Below are 21,117 nucleotides of genomic sequence, written 5' to 3'. Positions count from 1 at the left end.
CATGAATGCGCGGCGGGCGGCGAGAGGGATCATTCCTGTGTGGACAAGGCAGATCGCGCACGGAGGCCTCGCGGCGCTGCTGGTGATCACCGGATCTGCGTGCTCGTCGGAGCCGCCGAAGAAGAAGGTCACCTACCACGTGACGGGCGGCACGACGAAGAGCAAGATCGTCTTTGGGTACACCAGCAGCAACGGCCAAACAGGCACCGACACCAGGCTCGGCGAGATCGACTGGACCAAGGATGTGACCGCGTCCGGGGGGACGGTCCAGATCGAGGCGATATCCGACCGCGGACTGCAGGACATGGATCTCATGCTGGAATGCAGCATCGCCGTGGACGGCAAGGTCCTCGTCAGGATGAGCGGATCCCCCGGCTGCAAGGCAAAGCTCGACCTCGACGAGCCACCGCCCGGGCAGCCATCGGCCTGACCCGCCTCCCGGCACTTCCAGTCACGGAGGGCTTTCCCGGCTTGCTCCTGTCGCGGTTCAGGTGAGCCAGCCGTAGACGTTCCAGGTGATGCCGGCGGTGGCGGCCAGGGCCAGGGCGGCGAGGTAGGTCAGGACCAGGCGGGTGTCGCGCAGGACGCACTTGGAGCGGGTCAGGCCCTGGCGGCGGGCGCGGAGGTAGCCGAAGAAGCCGAGCAGGGCGAAGCCGAGCAGGGCGACCGGGCCCAGGAGCCACGCGAGGGCGGCGATCGTCGCGTACACGCAGAGACGCAGCGGATCGTAGGGCTGCGGGGATGGCGGAGTCACAGCGCCCTGGGCAGGCGTTGGGCGGAGAGTGCCGGCCAGGCCTGGACGGCGCAGAACGGGGCGCACTGGTGTGCCGGGGATTCGTCGGCGGCAGCGACGGAAGCGACCGTGGCGACGTGCACGCAGCACTGCAGAAGGCGCTCCTCGATCATCGTGTGCATGTCCATGAAGGGCTTGACCGTGATGCGCTTGACGCGTTCGCCGAGCATCTTGCGCAGGCGGTTGCGGCCGCCGGGCAGGGACGAGGAGACCAGCGTGGTGAGGGTCGAGATGCCGAGGTCGCAGTTCTCGCAGATGTCGCGCCAGAGCGACCCCACGTCGGGGTGTGACAGCGACGACTGCTCCGACAGCAGCCCCAGCAGCGAGTCCTTGACGGCGGTCCGCAGCGCCAGCGGGAGCTGGACGTCGGCGATGCGGTTGGCGACGAGGTCCGGTGAGAGGTCCAGGAACTGCAGCAGGCGGTCGTGGCCGATGAGCTTGGTCATCGACTGCCACTCGCCGGCGTCGTCGCGCAGCAGGTACCCCACCGAGCAGCAGTGCGGGTGCGAGCACGGCAGGGCGGTCAGGTCGCGCCAGGTGACCTGGTCGCCGGTCTGCGGGCCGAGGCGGGCCAGGACGCCGGTGTGGGTGAGGCGGTCGAGGGGGTCGATCGCGCCCGAACGACCGGACCCGAACTGCGGCTGCAGGGAGACGCCGCCGACGTACGGGGTGTCGAGCGCGCGCTTCACGACGGCGCCGATCTCGTCGTCGTTGACGCCGAGGGCGCACGTCATGGTGAGGGTGGTGAAGATGCCGCGGGAGGAGAGCCGGTCGACCGCCTGGTCCTTGAGGCGGCGCAGGTCGGCGCCGCGGTGGTGGCGGGCGGCGCGCTCGGAGACGCCGTCGTACTGGAGGTAGACCTCGACCCGCTCGCGGTGCTCGGTCAGCAGGTCCAGCAGCGCGTCGTCGCGGGCGATCTTCACGCCGTTGGAGTTGACGAGGATCCGCACGACGTTGCGGGCGGACACCTCCCGCAGCAGCTCGGCCAGCTGCGGGTACAGCGTGGGCTCGCCGCCGGACAGCATGAGCACGTCGATGCGCCCGTTCTCCCGGGAGAGCTTCGTGTCCACGCTGGCGAGGACGTCGGCGAGCGGCACGACGCCCTCGATCGCCGGCGAGGAGTCGGTGAAGCAGGTCGGGCAGCGCAGGTTGCAGCTGTCGGTAAGGTCGGCGAGCAGGATGCACGTGTGCTGGGTCTGCATCTCCGGCAGGCCCGCGAGGTACGCCGACGGCACGGGCGCGAAGTTCCCGGCGAGGTCCGGCACGTGCGACTTCGTCGGGGCGGTCCACTGCTCCAGGTACCGCAGGATCTCCGGCGACTCGTCATACAGCGTGCGGACGAGACCGTGCGACGGGCAGCCGCGCTCCAGCCAGATCCTGCCGTCGCGTTCGGCGAGCCAGCCCGACAGCCGCTGCACCGACTCCAGTGGACGGTCTGGGCGCTCGTCGTGACAGTGCGGGCAGAACGCGTTGACGTACCGGTGGATCCGGTCCCCGCGAAGCTGCATACCAGTGCTCATACGGTCCCCGTGTTCGCGTTGACGATGGCGATGCAGACGCCGATCCCCGCGATGGGGAAGACGATGACGCTGACCGCCCAGCCGATGAGGATGCCGATGCCGAGGCCCCGGTCGCGGCGCACGATCCAGACGATGCCGACCACCAGGCACGCGACGAACAGCACCACCTGCAGCAGCATCTCCAGGTAGACGCCGAGCAGCGCGTTCTCGCTGTTGTCCGACGCGCCGAAGGCGATCGTCACGACCACGCCGATGATGATGACGAGGACCTGCGCGGCGGCGGCGATGCCGAGCCCCGCGGCGACCTTCCTGCCGCGGATCGGGCGATCCCCGTCCGGCGGCGGGGTCGGCACCGTCCAGTTCGGATTCATGCGGCCACCGTTTCCTTCTGTCGCACCAGATCCTTGACGAGGCCCGCCACGATGAGCGGCAGGCAGGCCAGGAGGAACAGCTGCGGCCGGGTCAGCCCGGCCCACACCACCTCGTTGCCCCGCACGAACTCCACCATGAAACGGAACGCGGCGTAAGCGGCCAGATAGATTTTGAACAGCGCGCCCGGCGCGGTCACCTTCCGGCGCAGCGCGAGCAGCGCGCCGAAGGCCAGCGCGTGGAAGAGGATCTCGTACGCGAAGGACGGGTGCAGCGGCACGCCGGCGGTCGTGTGCATCGCCTCGGCCTGGGCCGCGTCGAGCGTGACGCCCCACGGCAGGTCCGTCGGGGTGCCGGGCGGCTCGGCGAGCAGGCAGCCGACGCGGCCGACCGCCATCCCGGCCGCGACCGCGGGGGCGAAGAGGTCGCCGGTCCGCCACGGGTAGCCAGACACCTTCTTGGCCACGATCGCGCCGACGTACGCGCCGACGAGGCCGGACAGGATGCTGCGGTTGCCGTACGCCCACTGCTCCAGCAGCGACGCGTTGTCGCGCGGGTCGAGGTGCTGCGCCCACGTGCCGAGCCGGGCGAACAGGGCGCCGCCGACGAGAGCGCCGGCCAGCACGTACCAGAGCCGGTCGTCCTGCGCCCGGCGGCGGCGGACCTCCCACAGGAAGACCAGCGCCGCGACCGCGATGCCAGCCGCCACGCACACGTCGTGGGTCAGGATCGCGACCGGGCCGAGCCGCATGATGACCGGATGCACCTGCGCAGCGTAGTAGGACACCGGCGGGTTCTGTGAAGATTCACAGCAGGGAGCGGGCCGGCTGGCGCGCCTCGCCTACCCTGGCGGGGTGATCAGCACCGACGAGACCGTGCCGCTCGCGGCGCCCGCCGCCGTGACGCCCCGGCGCCGGCGGTGGCTGACCGTGCTGCTGTGGCTGCTCATCGCGCCCTTCGCGGCGTGGGCGGCGGCACGCGTGTTCGGCCTGGAGAGCGGCTTCCCGACGGTCCAGCTGATCGCCTTCACCCCTTACGTCGCCGCCGCCTCGCTGGCACCGCTGGCGATCGCGCTGCTGACGAAGCGGATCTGGCCGGCCGTCGCGGCCGCGGTGATCACCGTCGCGTTCGCGGCGTGCGTACTGCCCCGCTGGATCTCCGACAGCGACGCGGGCGCGACCGAGGGGCCGACCCTGCGGGTCATGAGCGTCAACATGCTCATCGGCCGCGCCGACCCCGACCGCATCGTCAGCCTCGTGCGCACGGGCTCCGTCGACCTGCTCGCCGTGCAGGAGTACACCGACGAGGCGCGCACCGCGCTGCGCCGGGCCGGCCTGGACCAGCTGCTGCCCAACGCGGTGTCCTATCCGCGCCCCGGCGTGAGCGGATCGGCCGTCTACAGCCGCTTCCCGCTCACCGACAAGGGATACCGCCGGTTCACGTCCGACTTCGGCCAGGCGCAGGCGGGTGTACGGGTCCCGGGTGCCCTCGAGCTCCACGTCGAGTCGGTGCACCCGTGCGCCCCGTCGGACCGGCAGCGGTCGTCCTGCTGGGTGTCGGACCTCGCCGCGCAGCCGGCCGCGACCCCGGCCGGACCGGTCAACCTGCTCATCGGCGACTTCAACGCGACGCTCGACCATGAGGCGTTCCGCGAGGTGCTGGCGAAGGGCTACCACGACGCCGCGGACGTCGCCGGGGCCGGGCTCAGCACGTCGTGGCCCTACGACGATCGGTGGTTCATCCCCGGCGTGACGCTCGACCACGTGCTGACCGATGAGCGGGTCGGGGTGCGGAAGGTCGTGATCCACAGGATCACGGGGACCGACCACAAGGCCGTATTCGCCGAGTTGGTGCTCCCGAAGGCCGGCGGTTGACCTGTCCGATCATGCCGAATGGCGCCCGAAAGATCACTCGCGCGTACCTCCGGCTATACGCGGTTCGTTTGCCGGGAGTACCTTCACGTACGGATCGGGCGGAACGCCCCGACAGAACCACGTTGGAGCAGATGGGTGACACGAACCTTCCGCGGCATCGCGCTCGCCGTCATCGCGCCGGTTGTCCTGACGAGCGTCCTTGCGGGCTGCTCGGACAAGAAGGGTGACTCGGGCGAGTCACCGTCCGCCGACCGTCCGACGGTGGAGGTGACCGCCCAGCCGCAGGACGCACAGACCGCGCAGGTCACGGCGGAGCAGGTGTTCGAGAACCTGTCCTCCGGCGACTGGGCCGGAGCCTGGGAGCTCTGGACCGACACCGCGCAGTCGGCCATCACCAAGGAGGCCTACGTCGACCTGGTCTCGACCTGCACCGGGTTGCAGGGCGACTACCTGGTCACCGGCGTGACATCGGTCGACGAGTCCACCGCCACCATCAAGTGGACGCGGACGCCGGCGAGCGGGGCCGCGACGAGCGGCACCAACACCTTCAAGTATCAGAACGGCCAGTGGAAGTTCGAGCCGGACGCCGCATCACTGGACGCCTTCCGGCAGAACAAGTGCCCGTGACGGGTGGGGCCGCTGACGGCCCCACCCTTCGGGATCACTACACCCGCACCTGGCGGGACAGGCCGTAGCTCAGCGCGTCGACCAGCGCGGTCCAGCTCGCCTCCACGACGTTCTCGTGGACGCCGACGGTCGTCCAGTCCTCCCCCGTCGAGCGCGTCTCGACCAGCACGCGCGTGACGGCGCCGGTACCGTGGCTGCCCTCGAGGATGCGGACCTTGTAGTCGGCCAGCTCGAAGCGCGACAGCTCGGGGTAGTGCTTCGTCAGCGCCACCCGCAGCGCCTCGTCGAGGGCGTTGACCGGGCCGTTGCCCTCCGCCGTCGCGATGATCCGCTCACCCCGGACGCGGACCTTCACCGTCGCCTCCGAGACCACGGCGCCGTCCTCGCGGTGCTCGACGATGACGCGGTACGACTCCAGCGCGAACGGCTTCGGCACCGCACCGCCGGCGAGCTCGGCGCGGGCCAGCAGCTCGAACGACGCGTCGGCGGCCTCGAACGACCAGCCCCGCGCCTCGAGGTCCTTCACGCGGGTCGTGACCCGCGACAGCGCCTCGGGATGGCCGGACAGGTCGACGCCGAGCTCGCGTGCCTTGAGCTCGATGCTGGCCCGTCCGGCCATCTCGGTGACAAGGATCCGCATGTCGTTGCCCACGACGACAGGGTCGATGTGGTTGTAGAGCACCGGATCCACTTTGATCGCGCTCGCGTGCAGGCCCGCCTTGTGAGCGAACGCTGACGACCCGACATAAGCCTGGTGGGTGTCGGGTGCGATGTTGGCGATCTCTGCGATGGCGTGCGAGACGCGCACCATCTGCTCGACACACCCGTCCGGTAGGACCGGCATGCCGAGCTTCAGCTGAAGGTTGCCGACGACGGCGAAGAGGTCGGCGTTGCCGGGCCGCTCGCCGTAGCCGTTCGCAGTGCACTGGAAGTGCGGGACGCCCGCCTCGACGGCGGCGACCGTGTTGGCGACGGCGCACGAGGTGTCGTTCTGGCAGTGGATGCCGAGCCGATCGACCGCCTCGGCCTCGGAGATCCCGAGCGCGACCGCGAGCCTGCCCTTGACCTCGCCGATCGCCCTGGTGATCAGCGACGGCAGCATCCCGCCGTTGGTGTCGCACATGACCGCCTTCTCCGCGCCGGCGGCGAGCGCGGTCGCGGCGACCTTCGCGGTGTACTCGGGGTCGAACGTGTACCCGTCGAAGAAGTGCTCCAGGTCCAGGAACACCCGCCGCCCCTCGGACACCAGGTACGCGACGGTGTCGTGGACCATCGCCAGGTTCTCCTCCGCCGTGGTGCGCAGGGCCCGCTCCACGTGCCGCAGGTCGGACTTGGCGACCAGGGTCACGGCCGGCGTCTCCGCGTCGAGCAGCGCCCGCACCTGCTGGTCGTCCTGCACCCGGACGCCGGCCTTGCGGGTGGCCCCGAACGCGACGAACACCGCGTGCTTCAGGTCCAGCTCGGTCCTGGCCCTGCGGAAGAACTCCGTGTCCTTCGGCATCGCACCCGGCCAGCCACCCTCGATGAACCCGACGCCGAACTCGTCGAGCAGCCGGGCGACCGCCAGTTTGTCGACGACTGAGTAGCTGATCGCCTCGCGCTGGGCCCCGTCGCGCAACGTGGTGTCGTACACCTGCATGGTCTTCTCCTGGCTGTGGGCTTTGGGATTTGGCTTCTGGCGGCCCTGGCGGCCTTGGCGGCTTCCGGCGGCTTCCGGTGGGTGGGCCAACAAAAAGACCCCTCGCGAATGCGAGAGGTCTGCGCGGCCAGCGAGGGGATGCTGGTCGCGCTAAGGGCCAATAATGAGCCGAGTCACGTTGGGTAGCTTGCCACGACCGCGCGATCCGTGACATGTGATTCCGAATTCTGAGAACCCGGGTGATCTGCTTCACGATTCACCCTGTTCGTCATGTCCCTGTAACGCGCGTCGGTCAAGGTTGGACCAGTCAAGCGAACGCACCAAGGAGGTTCCCGTGCTCACCGTTGGTGAGGCCCGTCCGGGCAGGTCCTCGGTCTGATGTCGATCGAGACACTGAAGGCCGCGCTGCCGTCGTATGCGAAGGACGTCGAGCTGAACCTCGACGCCGCCCTCGCCGGCACCCTGCTCACCGAGCAGCAGCTGTGGGGCACCGCGCTCTCCTGCGCGATGACCACACGGAGCGCCTTCGTGTTCCGCTCGATCCTCGCCGAGGCCGGGAATCATCTGAAGCCTGAGGCTGTTGAAGCAGCCAAGGCGGTCGCCGCACGCATGGCCGTCCACAACGTGTATTTCCGCGCCAAGCACCTGATCGGTGACGAGGCGTACCAGCACCTGCCGGCGCGGCTGCGCCGCCAGGTGACCACCTGGCCCGGCGTCGGCACGGTCGACACCGAGCTGTGGTCCATAGCAGTATCCGCGATCACCGGGTGCGGGGTGTGCCTGGAATCGCACGAAAGATCACTTCGCGGTGCAGGGGTGTCCCGCGAAGTGGTCGACGAGGGTCTACGCGTCGCCGCGGTAGTTCACGCGTTGGCCGTGACCCTCGATGCAGAGGCAGCTTCCGTTTAGGAGCTTTCCTCTTGTACGGGTGTCGGAGTGGCGGCTCCGGCACCCGTACGCTGCATCTGGGCATCTTGCCTTGCCGATCCCCCGGGCCACGATCTCAGCACCGCGAGCCCTCAACGGTGCCGAGCCACCGCAAGCGAACCAGCACCAGCGGATCGAAGGACAGCCCTGGCCGCCCGAGCGACCACCAGACGACTTCGATCACACAACGGCCCCAGCCGCGACCGCCCCTGAAGAAACGACGCCGACCGGATCAGCGTCCACGATCGAACCGACCGCGACAGCACCGACAACCAACCCATCGAAGATCGAAGGACAACCCTGGCCGCCCAAGCGACCACCAGACGACTTCGATCACACAACAGCCCCGCCACGACCGACCTCCACGGAATCGCGGCAGCCGGAGTGGTGCCGTCATTCAGGATGAATTGCCTCGATTTGTGCCAGCAGGGCCGGGCGGCGGCTGCGGATCGGGACGAGTTGCGCTGCGTTGCGAGACCAGCGGCGGCGGGGCGGTGAGCAGGTGAGAACCGCGACTATGGAACGTCACCGCCGCCGCGGCACAGACAGCGACAGCGCCGCCTCGCCACGGAACGACGCTACAACTACGGCACGACAGCGAACACACCATCCCGCACGGGACGGCGAGTGCGCCACCCCCGCACGGGACAGCGCTGCGACCGCGGCACGGACAGCGAAAACGCCACCCCCGCACGGGACAGCGCTGCGACCGCGGCACGGACAGCGAAAACGCCACCCCCGCACGGGACAGCGAGTGCGCCACCCCCGCCCGGGACGGCGCTGCGATCGCGGCACGGACGGCGAATGCCCCCGCATCAGACGGCGAGTGCACCACGCGTGGACCAGACTGCACCACCCCACACGGGACGGTGAGTGCGCCACGCGTAGAGGCGGCGACTGTGCACCACCACGCGTGGCGGACGGAGGCTGTGCGTGGGCACCGGCAGCCGAGGCGGGTGTGCTCGCGAACTTGCACCCCATCCGCGCGAGCGGGCGAACCGCGCGTGAAGGTCCGTCAGAAACGGACCTGCCTGCTCACCGAACGGAGGCTCTCCTCGATACGTCCTCCCCCGGACATCCACCCCTCCGACGCCATCAACCTACCGCCGGGGTACGACACTTTTCGGGTCGTTGTGGGTTGCCGGTTCGGCTGGGTCGTGCAAGTTGCGCACATCGTGTCTGCGCCGGAACGGGATCGGCGGTTACCGTTTCGGCAGCAGTCGCCGGATCGCGGGCCGGCGGCGGTGGGACATGGAGCCTGGGGGGCGACAGAGATGATCGACGAGGGTGTTCCGCCGGGGGCAGGTGGCGAGGCGGGGGGTGAGCCACCGCTCGAGCCTCCGTTCGGCTGCGCTGACCCGATGCTGTGGCGCGTCGCGCGGGCGTTGCACGACGCGCACAAGCCGCGGACCGACAACTTCTGCGAATGCAAGGCGTTCTGGCCGTGCCCGGATGCGCAGCTCGCCGAGGAGGCGTTGATGCTGGCGTACGAGCGGCCGACCCCACGCGGCATCCGCCCCACCTACGGGCGAACGTCCAACCTGGGCCGCTGGTCGGCGTAGCAAAGCCCGGCAAAACAAAGCCCGGCAAAGCCAGCATGCCAGCGAAACAGGCAAAACCGGCAAGCCGGTCAACGCCTGACGGAAGCCCGACAGAAGCCCGACAGTACGAACGCCCGTAACACGCGGGTGCTACAGGACGCGGTGCACCCAGCCGTGCGGGTCCGGGGCGGCACCGCGCTGGATGCCGACCAGGCGCTCCCGCAGGTCCATCGTGACTTTGCCCGCAGCGCCGTCGGCGATCGTGAACTCGCCGGAGCGGTCACGGACGACGCCGATCGGGGTGATGACGGCGGCGGTCCCGCAGGCGAAGGCCTCCCGCAGGCGGCCGCTGCGCGCGTCGGCCTGCCACTGCTCGTACGAGTACAGCTCCTCGCGGACCGTGATGCCCTGGTCCGCGGCGAGCCGCAGCACGGACTCGCGGGTGATGCCGGGCAGGATCGTGCCGGTCAGCGGCGGCGTGAGCAGGCTGCCGTCGTCGAAGACGTAGAAGACGTTCATGCCGCCGAGCTCGTCGACATAGCGCTGCTCGACGGCGTCGAGGAAGACGACCTGGTCACAGCCGTGCTCGATGGCCTCCGCCTGGGCGACGAGGCTGGCGGCGTAGTTGCCGCCGCACTTGGCCGCGCCGGTGCCGCCCGGGGCGGCGCGCGTGTAGTCGCGGGAGACCCAGACGCTGACGGGCTTGACCCCGCCCTTGAAGTAGCTGCCGACCGGGGAGGCGATGATCAGGAAGAGGTACTCCGAGGAGGGCTTGACGCCGAGGAAGACCTCGCTCGCGTACTGGAAGGGACGCAGGTAGAGGCTGCCCTCGGGGTCGGAGGGGACCCAGTCGCGGTCGACGCGGATGAGCTCGCTCAGCGCGTCCAGGAACAGCTGCTGCGGCACGGGCGCCATCGCCATGCGGGCCGCGGACTCCTGGAAGCGGGCGGCGTTGGCGTCGGGGCGGAAGAGGGTGACGCCGCCGTCGGCCGCGCGGTAGGCCTTGAGCCCTTCGAAGATCTCCTGCGCGTAGTGCAGGACGGCGGTCGCCGGGTCCATGGGGATCGGCGCGCGGGCCTCGACGCGGGCGTCATACCAGCCCTTGCCCTCGGCATAGCGCACCGTGACCATGTGGTCGGTGAAGATCCGCCCGAAGCCGGGGTTGGTGAGCAGCGCGGACCGCTCCCCGGCGCTGACCGGCGCCGGGTTGGGACGGATCTCGAAGTCGAGCGTTTCCCCGCCGTTCATGGCGTGCCTCCAGTTGCGCGTCGTGTCTGCAACTTACCCCGAACGGTCGTTCAACTGCACGGAGGGTCAGGCGACCGCGGCAGCCAGCCGGTCGCCGATCGCGTCCGTGGACAGTGCCGAGCCCGGCGTACGGGCGGCGACCTCGGCACCCACCGCGTCGGTGACCTTGGCGGCGGCGTCGGGGTGGCCGAGGTGGTCCAGCAGCAGGGCCGTCGACAGCACGGCGGCGGCCGGGTCCGCGATGCCCTTGCCGGCGATGTCCGGCGCGGAGCCGTGGACCGGCTCGAACATCGACGGGAAGGCGCGCTCGGGGTTGATCGAGCCGCTGGCCGCCAAGCCGATACCGCCGGTGACCGCGGCCGCGATGTCGGTGAGGATGTCGCCGAAGAGGTTGTCGGTGACGACGACGTCGTAGCGCTGCGGGTTGCTCACCAGGAACATGGCCGCGGCGTCCACGTGCTGGTACTCGGTCTCGATGTCCGGGAACTCGGCCTTGACCGCGTTGAACGTGCGGGCCCACAGGCCGCCGGCGTGGGTGAGCACGTTGGTCTTGTGCACCAGGGTCACCTTGCGCCGCTCACGCTTCGCGGCACGGGCGAACGCGTCGCGGATGACCCGCTCGACGCCGTGGCGGGTGTTGAGGCTCTCCTCGGTGGCGACCTCGGCGGGGGTGCCCGGGTGCAGGTTGCCGCCGGCGCCGACGTACAGGCCCTCGGTGCCCTCGCGGACGACCACGAGGTCGATCTCGCCGGGCTTCACGCCGGCGAGCGGGCTGGTGGTGCCGGGCCACAGGCGCGACGGGCGCAGGTTCACGTACTGGTCGAAGTCGAACCGCAGCTTCAGCAGCAGGCCGCGCTCCAGCACGCCCGGCGGGACGGTCGGGTCGCCGACGGCGCCGAGCAGGATCGCGTCGTGCCCGCGCAGCTCCTCCAGCACGCTGTCGGGGAGCACCTCGCCGGTGCGGTGGTAGCGGGCGGCGCCAAGGTCGTAGTCGGTCGTCTCGACATCCGGAAGGATGACCCGCAGCACCTTGAGTGCCTGCGCCACCACTTCGGTCCCGATGCCGTCCCCGGCCACGACCGCGATCTTCGCCACCACTGCGCCCCTTTCCTCGGACCTGCCCACGGTACGCGCTAGTCCTAGAGCGTGGACGCGCATCTCAAACAATGGACTGTGATTGGAGATAAGACGGGGGCAGGGAGAGCCGCCACTCTCCCCGCCCCCTAGGAGGAACGTCTTACTCGCCCGACAGGTCGACCGTGCTCGCCGCCGTGGCGCCGATGGCCTGCTGGGCCTCGTTGAGCAGGTCCGCGTGCACGGACGTGTCGACGGTCAGCGTCATCAGCGCCTCGCCGCCGGCTTCGCGCCGGGCGACCTGCATCGCCGCGATGTTGACCCCCGCAGTCCCCAGTATCGACCCCACCAGTCCGACGACGCCGGGGCGGTCGGCATATCGGAAGAACAGCAGCACGCCCTCCGCGGCGAGCTCGAGGCTGAAGCCGTCGATCTCCGTCAGCTTCAGGGCCTCTCGCGGTCCCGCGACATACGTGCCGGACACGGAGGCTACCCTGCCGTCGGGCAGCGCACCGCGCACGGTCACCAGGTTGGTCTGATCGGCGGACTCGGTGAACACCGCGAGGGCTACCTCGACCCCCCGATCGGCCGCCAGATGCGGTGCGTTCACATAGGTGACCTGCTCTGCGACAACGCTGCTGAACAGGCCTTTCGTCGCGGCCAGCTTCAGCACCGACACGTCGTGATGCGCCACCTCGCCGTGCACCTCGACGGTGACGGCCGAGGCGATCCCGCCGGCGACCGCGGTGAAGGCCCGGCCCAGCTTCTCCGCGAGCGGCAGCAGCGGCCGCACCTCCTCGGCGACGACACCGCCGACCTGGACGTTGACCGCGTCGGGGACGAACTCGCCGTCCAGCGCCAGCTTGACACTGCGGGCGACGGCCAGTCCGGCCTTGTCCTGCGCCTCGACCGTCGACGCGCCCAGGTGCGGGGTGGCGACCACGTTGTCGAACGCGAACAGTGGCGAAGCGACGCATGGCTCCTTGGCGAAGACGTCGATGCCGGCGCCGGCGACCCGGCCGTCGGCGATCGCGTCGGCAAGGGCCTGCTCGTCGACGAGGCCGCCGCGGGCCGCGTTGATGATCCGCACGCCCGGCTTGACGATGCCCAGCTCACGAGCGCCGATGAGGCCGACGGTCTCGGGCGTCTTCGGCAGGTGGATCGAGATGAAGTCGCTCTCGCGCAGCAGCTCGTCGAGGCCGAGCAGGCGCACGCCGAGGGCGGCCGCACGGGCCGGCTGGATGTAGGGGTCGTACGCGACGAGCCGGACCCCGAACGCCGCCATCCGCTGGGCGAACAGCACGCCGATGCGGCCGAGGCCGACGACGCCGACGACCTTGCCGGACAGCTCGACGCCGGTGTATTTGGACCGCTTCCACTCCCCCGCCTTCAGCGCGGCGGAGGCGGCGGCGGTGTTGCGGGCGACGGCGAGCAGCAGCGCGACGGCCTGCTCGGCGGCGGAGACGATGTTGGACGTCGGCGCGTTGACGACCATGACGCCGCGGGCGGTCGCGGCGGGGACGTCGACGTTGTCGAGGCCGACGCCGGCACGGGCGACGACCTTGAGCCTGGGTGCGGCGGCGACGGCCTCCGCGTCGACCTGGGTGGCGCTGCGCACGATGATCGCGCTGGCGTCGGCGAGCGACTTGAGCAGCGCCGGACGGTCGGTGCCGTCGATGTGACGGACCTCGTAGTCGTCGGCGAGCACCTCGAGGGCGGAAGGAGCGAGCTCCTCGGCGATCAGCACCACCGGGCGTTCAGGAGGGAGGGTCATACGGACCTCGACTCTCGGGCTTCGGCTGGCGTCGATGCGAGGCGCGCGGCACTGCACGCCACGCACTTGAAACGGCGACGGGGCCGGGCGGGGCGGCCTCTTCGCCGATGGTAGGCCCGGTGCCGCGACCGCCCGTCCCCGCGCGGACGTGAGCGCGATCACAGCCGCACGTTCGAGTGATCGACTGTCACCGACCAGAACCGGCCGTTTCCAACCGTTTTGGGAGCGTGTCGGCCGCGACGAGTGACGCCAATGGGCGGCAACCCTCAGGGCTTGACTCTCCTGCCACTGGAGACCTGACGCTGGTCGTACCAACGCAGCAAAGGAGACGACGATGGAGAATCCCTACGCGGAAGAGGCCGAACAGCGCTGGGGCCAGACCGAGGCCTACCGGCAATCGGCGGAGCGGACCGCGAAGTACACGCCGCAGGACTGGGAACGCATCAAGGCCGAGGCCGCCGAGAACACGGCGGCGTTCACCCGGGCGTTCGTCGACGGTGAGCCGGCGCAGGGCGAGCTGGCGATGGACCTGGCCGAGGCGCACCGGCAGCACATCAGCCGCTGGTTCTACGACTGCGGCAGCGAGATCCACCGCGGCCTCGGCGACATGTACGTCGCCGACCCGCGGTTCACGGCGAACTACGACACGGACCACCCGGGTCTGGCGCAGTTCATCCGGGACGCGATCCACGCGAACGCGGCGCGCGCGTAACGAGGAAGGGGGGCCGAGGCCCCCCTTCCCAGATGTCAGGCCGTCTCGGTGATCGGCCGGTCGACCCAGCTCATCATCGAGCGCAGCTTCTGGCCGGTCTCCTCGATCGGGTGCGCCGCACCCTGCTCGCGGAGCTTGGTGAAGTTGGGGCGGCCGGCGTCGTCCTCGGCGATCCACTCGCGGGCGAACTCGCCCGACTGGATCTCGGCGAGAATCCGCTTCATCTCCTCCTTGGTCCGCGCGTCGACGACGCGCGGGCCGCGGGAGTAGTCGCCGTACTCGGCGGTGTCGGACACGCTGTAACGCATCCGGGCGATGCCGCCCTCGTACATGAGGTCCACGATCAGCTTGAGCTCGTGGAGGCACTCGAAGTAGGCGATCTCCGGGGCGTAGCCCGCCTCGGTGAGCACCTCGAAACCGGTCTGGACGAGCGCCGAGGCGCCGCCGCAGAGGACCGCCTGCTCGCCGAACAGGTCGGTCTCGGTCTCCTCCTTGAACGTGGTCTTGATGGCGCCGGCGCGGGTGCCGCCGATGCCGGCCGCGTACGCGAGGGCGAGGGCGAACGCGTTGCCGGTCGCGTCCTGCTCGACCGCGACGAGGCACGGCACGCCCTTGCCGTCCACGAACTGGCGGCGGACCAGGTGGCCCGGGCCCTTCGGGGCGACCATCGCGACGTCGACGTCGGCGGGGGGCGTGATGAACCCGTACCGGATGTTGAGGCCGTGGCCGAAGAACAGCGCCTTGCCGGCGGTCAGGTGCGGCTCGACCGACTCGGTGTAGAGGGAGCGCTGCGCGGTGTCGGGCGCCAGGATCATGATGACGTCCGCCTCGGCGGAGGCCTCGGCCGGCGAGAGGACCCGCAGGCCCTGCTCCTCGGCCTTCGCGCGGCTCTTGGAACCCTCCGGCAGGCCGACGCGGACGTCGACACCGGAGTCACGCAGGGACAGCGCGTGGGCGTGGCCCTGGCTGCCGTAACCGAGGACCGCGACCTTGCGGCCCTGGATCAACGACAGGTCGGCGTCGTCGTCGTAGAACACCTCGGCGGACATTGTGTTTCCTTTCAACATTTGTCAGGACGCGGCGCGCAGCGCCGGGCCCGTGGTGATGGAGCGGGAGCCACGGCCGATGGCCACGACGCCGGACTGGACCATTTCCTTGATACCGAACGGCTCCAGGTCCCGGAGCAACGCGTCCAGTTTTTCCGACGTGCCGGTGGCCTCGATCGTGAGGGCGTCCGGCGAGACGTCGACCACGCGGGCCCGGAACAGGTTCACCGTCTCCAGGACCTGAGAGCGGACCGGCCGCTCGGCGCGCACCTTCACCAGCAGCAGCTCGCGCTGGACGCTGGCGTTGCCGTCGAGCTCGACGATCTTGAGGACCTGCACCAGCTTGTTGAGCTGCTTGGTCACCTGCTCGAGCGGGCTGTCCTCGGCGTTGACGACGATCGTCATCCGGGAGACCTCGGGGTGCTCGGTCTCACCGACCGCGAGGGAGTCGATGTTGAAGCCACGGCGGGCGAACAGGCCGGCGACCCTCGCGAGGATGCCCGGCTTGTTCTCCACCAGGACTGACAGGGTGTGTGTGGTCATCTCAGACGTCGTCCTTATCGAACTTGGGCGCGACCCCGCGGGCGAACATGATCTCGTCGTTGCTGGTGCCGGCGGCGACCATCGGCCACACCATGGCGTCCTTGCCGACGACGAAGTCGATGACGACCGGCTGGTCGGTGACCTTCATCGCGGCCTCGATCGTGGCGTCGACGTCCTGCTTGGTCTCGCAGCGCAGGCCGACGCAGCCGAGCGCGTCGGCGAGCTTCACGAAGTCCGGGATGCGGTGCTTGTGGGTGCCCAGCTCGGTGTTGGAGTAGCGCTGGTCGTAGAAGAGCGTCTGCCACTGCCGGACCATGCCGAGGTTGCCGTTGTTGATGACGGCGACCTTGATCGGGATGCCCTCCAGCGCGCAGGTGGCGAGCTCCTGGTTGGTCATCTGGAAGCAGCCGTCGCCGTCGATCGCCCAGACGACCTTGTCGGGCCGGCCGACCTTGGCGCCCATCGCGGCGGGCACCGCGTAGCCCATCGTGCCGAGCCCACCGGAGTTGAGCCAGGTCGCCGGGTGCTCGTACTGCACGAACTGCGCGGCCCACATCTGGTGCTGGCCGACCCCTGCGGTGTAGATCGCGTCGGGCCCGACGAGCTTGCCGATGCGTTCGATGACGTACTGCGGGGCGAGGGTGCCGTCGGACGGCTCCTCGTATCCGAGGGGGTACCGGCCGCGGATGTCGTCGAGCGTCGCCCACCAGTCGGTGAGCGCGATCTTGTGCCCGGCGGCGTGCTCGGCGGTGACGGCGCCGATCAGCTCCTCGATGACGTGCTTGGCGTCGCCGACGATCGGCACGTCCGCCACCCGGTTCTTGCCGATCTCGGCGGGGTCGATGTCGGCGTGGATGACCAGCGCGTTCGGCGCGAACGTGCTCAGGTCGCCGGTGACCCGGTCGTCGAAGCGGGCGCCGAGGGTGATCAGCAGGTCGGCCTTCTGCAGCGCGTAGACGGCGCCGACGCTGCCGTGCATGCCGGGCATGCCCAGGTGCTGCGGGTGCGAGTCGGGGAACGCGCCGCGGGCCATCAGCGTCGTGACGACCGGCGCGCCGGTCAGCTCGGCGAGCTTGCGCAGCACCTCCGACGCCTGGGCCTTGATGACGCCGCCGCCGACGTAGAGCACGGGCCGCTTCGCGGCGGCGATGAGCCGGGCCGCCTCGCGGATCTGCTTGCCGTGCGGGTGCAGCGTCGGGTGGTAGCCGGGCAGGTCCAGCGTCGGCGGCCACTTGAACGTCGTCTGCTTGACCAGCACGTCCTTGGGGATGTCGACGAGGACCGGGCCGGGGCGGCCGGTCGAGGCCAGGTGGAACGCCTCGGCCAGGATCCGCGGCAGCTCCTCGCCGGTCTTGACCAGGTAGTTGTGCTTGGTGATCGGCAGCGTGATCCCGGCGATGTCGGCTTCCTGGAACGCGTCGGTGCCGATGGAGGCCGAGGCGACCTGGCCGGTGATCGCGACCATCGCGACGGAGTCCATGTACGCGTCGGCGATCGGCGTGACCAGGTTCGTCGCGCCCGGGCCGGACGTCGCCATGCAGACGCCGACCTTGCCGGTGGCCTGCGCGTAGCCGGTCGCGGCGTGCCCGGCGCCCTGCTCGTGGCGGACCAGGATGTGCCGGACGGACTCGGAGTCGAACAGCGGGTCGTACGCGGGAAGGATCGCGCCACCGGGAATGCCGAAGACGACATCCGCGCCGAGCGCCTCGAGCGACCGCACCAGCACCTGAGCGCCGGTCAGAAGCTCCGGCTTCTTCTCTACGGCCGACTTCTCCGACCGGTCGGCGGCCGGCGCGGTGGAGCCCGGCGGCGTCGCCGGAGCGGCGGGTGCGGCCGGGTGCGCTCGGTGGGCGAGGACTTCAGGCGTGGGTCTCGTCATCGCATTTCGCACTTTCGCTCGAAGGTGTCTTGGTCGCGGCTCAGACTGGCTTGGACATGAAAAAACCCCTCCGTGCGATGCACGAGGGGCTAGCGCGCTGACGGCAGGCGTCGGCGCGCTAGATGATAAGTACTCGCAGCGACCTCGACGACATGCCCCCACTCTCGCGCATCTCACCGCCCGAGTCAACCGGTCCCAGGATCTGGAACGTGTCAGACTCACAAGTATGCCCGAGCTGCGATCCAAAACCTCCACTTCTGGTCGCAACATGGCCGGCGCCCGCGCCCTGTGGCGCGCCACCGGCATGACCGACGCAGATTTCGGTAAGCCCATCGTCGCCATCGCCAACAGCTTCACGCAGTTCGTGCCGGGCCATGTCCACCTGCGCAACCTCGGGATCATCGTCGCGGACGCGGTCGCCGAGGCCGGTGGGGTCGCCAAGGAGTTCAACACCATCGCCGTGGACGACGGCATCGCGATGGGCCACGGCGGGATGCTGTACTCGCTGCCCAGCCGCGAGCTCATCGCCGACGCCGTCGAGTACATGGTGCAGGCGCACTGCGCCGACGCGCTCGTGTGCATCTCCAACTGCGACAAGATCACGCCCGGCATGCTGCTCGCCGCCCTCCGCCTCAACATCCCCACCGTCTTCGTCTCCGGCGGCCCCATGGAAGCCGGCAAGACCGTCGCGATCGAGGGCGTCGTGCACGCCAAGCTCGATCTCATCGACGCGATGATCGCCTCCGCCAACGAGGCGGTCACCGACGAGCAGCTGGGCCAGATCGAGCGCTCCGCCTGCCCGACCTGCGGCTCCTGCTCCGGCATGTTCACCGCCAACTCGATGAACTGCCTCACCGAGGCGATCGGCCTCGCCCTGCCCGGCAACGGCTCCACCCTCGCCACCCACAGCGCGCGCAAGGCCCTCTTCGAGCGGGCCGGCTCGCTCGTCGTCGAGCTGTGCAAGCAGTACTACGAGGGTGATGACGCGTCGGTACTGCCTCGCGCGATCGCCACCCGCGAGGCGTTCGAGAACGCGGTGGCCCTCGACGTCGCCATGGGCGGGTCCACCAACACGGTCCTGCACCTGCTCGCGGCCGCCCGCGAGGCCGAGGTCGACTTCAGCGTCGCCGACATCGACGGCATCTCCCGCCGGGTGCCGTGCCTGTCGAAGGTCGCGCCGAACAGCCCCAAGTACCACATGGAGGACGTCCACCGCGCCGGTGGCATCCCCGCCATCATGGGCGAGCTCAACCGCGCGGGCCTGCTTCGGGATGGGGTCCGCAGCGTCCACTCGCCCGACCTGTCCAGCTGGCTGGCCGAATGGGACATCCGTTCGGGGACCGCTTCCGAAACCGCGCTGGAGCTCTTCCACGCCGCGCCCGGCGGGGTCCGCACCGTCGAGCCGTTCTCCACGTCCAACCGCTGGGCGACGCTCGACACCGACGCCGCCGAGGGCTGCATCCGCTCCAAGGAGCACGCCTACACCGCCGACGGCGGCCTCGCGATCCTGTTCGGCAACATCGCCCCCGACGGCTGCGTCGTCAAGACCGCCGGCGTGCCGGAGGAGAACCTCGTCTTCCACGGCACGGCACGGGTCTTTGAGTCGCAGGAGTCCGCGGTGGACGGCATCCTCGCCAAGGAGGTCGTCCCCGGGGACGTGGTGGTCATCCGGTACGAGGGACCGAAGGGCGGGCCGGGCATGCAGGAGATGCTCTACCCGACGTCGTTCCTGAAGGGGCGGGGCCTGGGGCGCGCCTGCGCGCTCATCACCGACGGCCGCTTCTCCGGCGGCACCTCCGGCCTCTCCATCGGTCACATCTCCCCCGAGGCGGCCGGCGGCGGTCTCATCGCCCTCGTCGAGGACGGCGACCGGATCGAGATCGACATCCCGCAGCGCTCGATCAGCCTCATCGTCGACGAGGACGTGCTGACCGCGCGCCGCGTCGCCCAGGAGAAGCGCGAGCGGCCCTACACGCCGCTGGACCGGCAGCGACCCGTCTCGGCGGCGCTGCGCGCCTACGCGTCGATGGCCACCGCGGCCAGCGACGGCGCCTACCGCAAGGTGCCGTAACGATCGTCACCCCGGGCCAGTCCACCCGAATTGGCCCGGGGTTTTCCGCCGGTCGTGCACTAGCATCGCTGGTACTGCGACTGGCGCACATCAAGGTGGAACCGACCACCGGGGAGCTTCCGCATCGCTGGCACCGCGCGCCTGGGTGCCGCGGTCACCCGTATGGGAGGAAGCCCCATGCATGTCCCCGCCCTGCCGTCGATCACCTCGGCCGACCCGGACCTCGCGGACCTGATCCAGCGCGAGGCCTCCCGGCAGCACGACACGCTGCGGATGATCGCCTCGGAGAACTACGTCTCCCAGGCCGTCCTCGAGGCGACCGGCACCGTCCTCACGAACAAGTACTCCGAGGGCTACCCCGGCAAGCGGTACTACGAGGGCCAGCGCTTCATCGACCCGATCGAGGAGCTGGCGATCGCCCGCGCCAAGTCGGTCTTCGGCGTCGAGCACGCCAACGTGCAGCCCTACTCCGGCTCCCCCGCGAACCTCGCCGTCTACATGGCCCTGGCCGCTCCCGGCGACACCGTCATGGGCATGGCCCTGCCGATGGGCGGCCACCTCACCCACGGCTGGTCCGTCTCGGCGACCGGCGCGTGGTTCCGCCCCGTGCAGTACACGGTGCGCAGGTCCGATGGTCTCATCGACTTCGACGAGGTCCGCGACATCGCCCTGCGGGAACGCCCGAAGCTGATCTTCTCCGGCGGCACGGCCATCCCCCGCACCATCGACTTCCCTCGCTTCGCCGAGATCGCCCGCGAGGTCGGCGCGGTCCTCGTCGCCGACATCGCGCACATCGCGGGCCTCATCGCCGGCGGCGCCCACCCCTCCCCCGTCGGCCACGCCTCCGTCATCACGACCACCACCCACAAGACCCTCCGCGGCCCGCGCGGCGCGATGCTGCTCTCGACCTCGGAGTACGCCAAGGCGATCGACAAGGCCGTGTTCCCCGGCCTGCAGGGCGGCCCGCACAACCACACGACTGCGGGCATCGCCGTCGCGCTCCGCGAGGCGGCCCAGCCCTCGTTCCGCGCCTACGCCCACCAGATCGTCGCCAACGCCCGTGCCCTCGCAGCCGCCTTGCTGGAGCGCGGCTTCGACCTCGTCTCCGGCGGCACCGACAACCACCTCATCCTGATCGACCTCACCGGCAAGAACATCGGCGGCAAGCCCGCCGCCCGCGCCCTCGACCGCGCCGGTATCGAGACGAACTACAACACCGTCCCGTACGACACCCGCAAGCCCTTCGACCCCTCCGGCCTGCGCATCGGCACGCCCGCACTCACCACCCGCGGCCTCACCGAGGCCCAGATGCCCCAGGTCGCCGACTGGATCTCCCGCGCCGTCGACGCCGCCGTCAAGTCCGACGACGACGCCTTGGACACGATCGCCGCCGAGGTCCGCGAGCTGCTGTCCGCGTACCCGATGCCCGGCTGGCACTGACCTCACGACGCACGAGGGGCGGCTCCGGCCGCGTGACCGG

Annotated in this window: 19 protein-coding genes; 8 read left to right on the top strand and 11 right to left on the bottom strand. The window is 70.1% G+C overall.

Annotation, left to right across the window (positions count from 1 at the left end; translation table 11 throughout):
- Position 1 precedes the first annotated feature (1 nt).
- Entirely contained in the window at positions 2-430 is a 429-nt protein-coding gene (locus ACFY3L_RS08100) for a hypothetical protein (protein ID WP_389320009.1), read from the top strand.
- Positions 431-487: 57 nt separating this feature from the next.
- On the opposite strand, the gene ACFY3L_RS08095 is transcribed toward ACFY3L_RS08100, so the two are convergent.
- The 4 genes from ACFY3L_RS08095 to ACFY3L_RS08080 are packed head-to-tail and all read right to left on the bottom strand — an operon-like array spanning position 488 to position 3,448.
- Positions 488-709 carry a hypothetical protein gene (locus ACFY3L_RS08095; RefSeq protein WP_389320006.1) on the bottom strand — a complete coding sequence of 74 codons (222 nt, stop codon included), beginning with the start codon at positions 707-709 and terminating at the stop codon, positions 488-490.
- Between the two features lie 41 nt (positions 710-750).
- A complete protein-coding gene (locus ACFY3L_RS08090) occupies positions 751-2,301 on the bottom strand; it encodes a radical SAM protein (RefSeq protein WP_389320003.1) in 1,551 nt (516 codons plus the stop codon).
- Positions 2,302-2,309: 8 nt separating this feature from the next.
- Complete coding sequence (locus ACFY3L_RS08085; protein ID WP_389320000.1) at positions 2,310-2,684, bottom strand: hypothetical protein; 375 nt, start codon at positions 2,682-2,684, stop codon at positions 2,310-2,312.
- The gene (locus ACFY3L_RS08080) at positions 2,681-3,448 is read right to left on the bottom strand and encodes a prolipoprotein diacylglyceryl transferase (protein WP_389319997.1); all 768 of its coding nucleotides are present in this window, start codon (positions 3,446-3,448) and stop codon (positions 2,681-2,683) included. The genes ACFY3L_RS08085 and ACFY3L_RS08080 overlap by 4 nt, the downstream gene beginning before the upstream one ends.
- An 88-nt stretch (positions 3,449-3,536) precedes the next feature.
- Here ACFY3L_RS08080 and ACFY3L_RS08075 point away from each other — a divergent pair, with 88 nt between their 5' ends.
- Positions 3,537-4,556: an endonuclease/exonuclease/phosphatase family protein gene (locus tag ACFY3L_RS08075; protein WP_389319994.1), complete on the top strand. Its 1,020-nt coding sequence runs from the start codon at positions 3,537-3,539 to the stop codon at positions 4,554-4,556.
- Between the two features lie 135 nt (positions 4,557-4,691).
- On the top strand, positions 4,692-5,183 hold the full coding sequence (locus ACFY3L_RS08070) for a hypothetical protein (protein WP_389319992.1): 492 nt from the start codon (positions 4,692-4,694) through the stop codon (positions 5,181-5,183).
- A 37-nt stretch (positions 5,184-5,220) separates the two neighbouring features.
- On the opposite strand, the gene cimA is transcribed toward ACFY3L_RS08070, so the two are convergent.
- Positions 5,221-6,822 (bottom strand): citramalate synthase, encoded by a 1,602-nt coding sequence (gene cimA, locus ACFY3L_RS08065; RefSeq protein WP_389319989.1) that lies wholly within the window; start codon positions 6,820-6,822, stop codon positions 5,221-5,223.
- 378 nt (positions 6,823-7,200) lie between these two features.
- Between cimA and ACFY3L_RS08060 the strand changes: the two genes are divergently transcribed.
- Together ACFY3L_RS08060 and ACFY3L_RS08055 are read left to right on the top strand one after the other, a co-directional pair.
- Positions 7,201-7,731 (top strand): carboxymuconolactone decarboxylase family protein, encoded by a 531-nt coding sequence (locus ACFY3L_RS08060; protein WP_389319986.1) that lies wholly within the window; start codon positions 7,201-7,203, stop codon positions 7,729-7,731.
- 1,379 nt (positions 7,732-9,110) lie between these two features.
- A complete protein-coding gene (locus ACFY3L_RS08055; protein ID WP_389319983.1) occupies positions 9,111-9,311 on the top strand; it encodes a hypothetical protein in 201 nt (66 codons plus the stop codon).
- 129 nt (positions 9,312-9,440) lie between these two features.
- Here ACFY3L_RS08055 and ACFY3L_RS08050 read toward each other — a convergent pair whose 3' ends face one another.
- The 3 genes from ACFY3L_RS08050 to serA form a co-directional block, all read right to left on the bottom strand.
- Complete coding sequence (locus tag ACFY3L_RS08050; protein ID WP_389319980.1) at positions 9,441-10,538, bottom strand: branched-chain amino acid aminotransferase; 1,098 nt, start codon at positions 10,536-10,538, stop codon at positions 9,441-9,443.
- 66 nt (positions 10,539-10,604) lie between these two features.
- Positions 10,605-11,633 carry a 3-isopropylmalate dehydrogenase gene (locus ACFY3L_RS08045; RefSeq protein ID WP_389319977.1) on the bottom strand — a complete coding sequence of 343 codons (1,029 nt, stop codon included), beginning with the start codon at positions 11,631-11,633 and terminating at the stop codon, positions 10,605-10,607.
- A gap of 142 nt (positions 11,634-11,775) precedes the next feature.
- Positions 11,776-13,386: a phosphoglycerate dehydrogenase gene (gene serA, locus ACFY3L_RS08040; RefSeq protein ID WP_389319974.1), complete on the bottom strand. Its 1,611-nt coding sequence runs from the start codon at positions 13,384-13,386 to the stop codon at positions 11,776-11,778.
- A 334-nt stretch (positions 13,387-13,720) separates the two neighbouring features.
- On the opposite strand from serA, the gene ACFY3L_RS08035 reads away from it, so the two are divergent.
- Positions 13,721-14,098 carry a TipAS antibiotic-recognition domain-containing protein gene (locus ACFY3L_RS08035; RefSeq protein ID WP_389319971.1) on the top strand — a complete coding sequence of 126 codons (378 nt, stop codon included), beginning with the start codon at positions 13,721-13,723 and terminating at the stop codon, positions 14,096-14,098.
- Positions 14,099-14,133: 35 nt separating this feature from the next.
- Here ACFY3L_RS08035 and ilvC read toward each other — a convergent pair whose 3' ends face one another.
- Genes ilvC through ACFY3L_RS08020 form a run of 3 tightly spaced genes read right to left on the bottom strand, consistent with a single transcriptional unit; the run spans position 14,134 to position 17,566 of the window.
- Complete coding sequence (ilvC, locus tag ACFY3L_RS08030; RefSeq protein WP_389319968.1) at positions 14,134-15,147, bottom strand: ketol-acid reductoisomerase; 1,014 nt, start codon at positions 15,145-15,147, stop codon at positions 14,134-14,136.
- A 21-nt stretch (positions 15,148-15,168) separates the two neighbouring features.
- A complete protein-coding gene (ilvN, locus tag ACFY3L_RS08025; RefSeq protein ID WP_344508120.1) occupies positions 15,169-15,687 on the bottom strand; it encodes an acetolactate synthase small subunit in 519 nt (172 codons plus the stop codon).
- 1 nt (position 15,688) lies between these two features.
- Positions 15,689-17,566, bottom strand: a complete 1,878-nt coding sequence (locus ACFY3L_RS08020) for an acetolactate synthase large subunit (RefSeq protein ID WP_389319965.1) — start codon at positions 17,564-17,566, stop codon at positions 15,689-15,691.
- Positions 17,567-17,792: 226 nt separating this feature from the next.
- Between ACFY3L_RS08020 and ilvD the strand changes: the two genes are divergently transcribed.
- Together ilvD and glyA are read left to right on the top strand one after the other, a co-directional pair.
- The gene (gene ilvD, locus ACFY3L_RS08015) at positions 17,793-19,637 is read left to right on the top strand and encodes a dihydroxy-acid dehydratase (RefSeq protein ID WP_389319963.1); all 1,845 of its coding nucleotides are present in this window, start codon (positions 17,793-17,795) and stop codon (positions 19,635-19,637) included.
- Positions 19,638-19,814: 177 nt separating this feature from the next.
- Positions 19,815-21,077, top strand: coding sequence for a serine hydroxymethyltransferase (gene glyA, locus ACFY3L_RS08010; RefSeq protein ID WP_389319960.1), 1,263 nt, complete (start codon positions 19,815-19,817; stop codon positions 21,075-21,077).
- Positions 21,078-21,117: the final 40 nt, after the last annotated feature.

It is taken from the genome of Dactylosporangium sp. NPDC000521 (assembly GCF_042898305.1).
In the GTDB taxonomy this organism is placed as follows: domain Bacteria; phylum Actinomycetota; class Actinomycetes; order Mycobacteriales; family Micromonosporaceae; genus Dactylosporangium.
The sequence above is the reverse complement of the archived record's forward strand: the minus strand, read 5'-3'. Positions and strand labels throughout refer to the sequence as shown.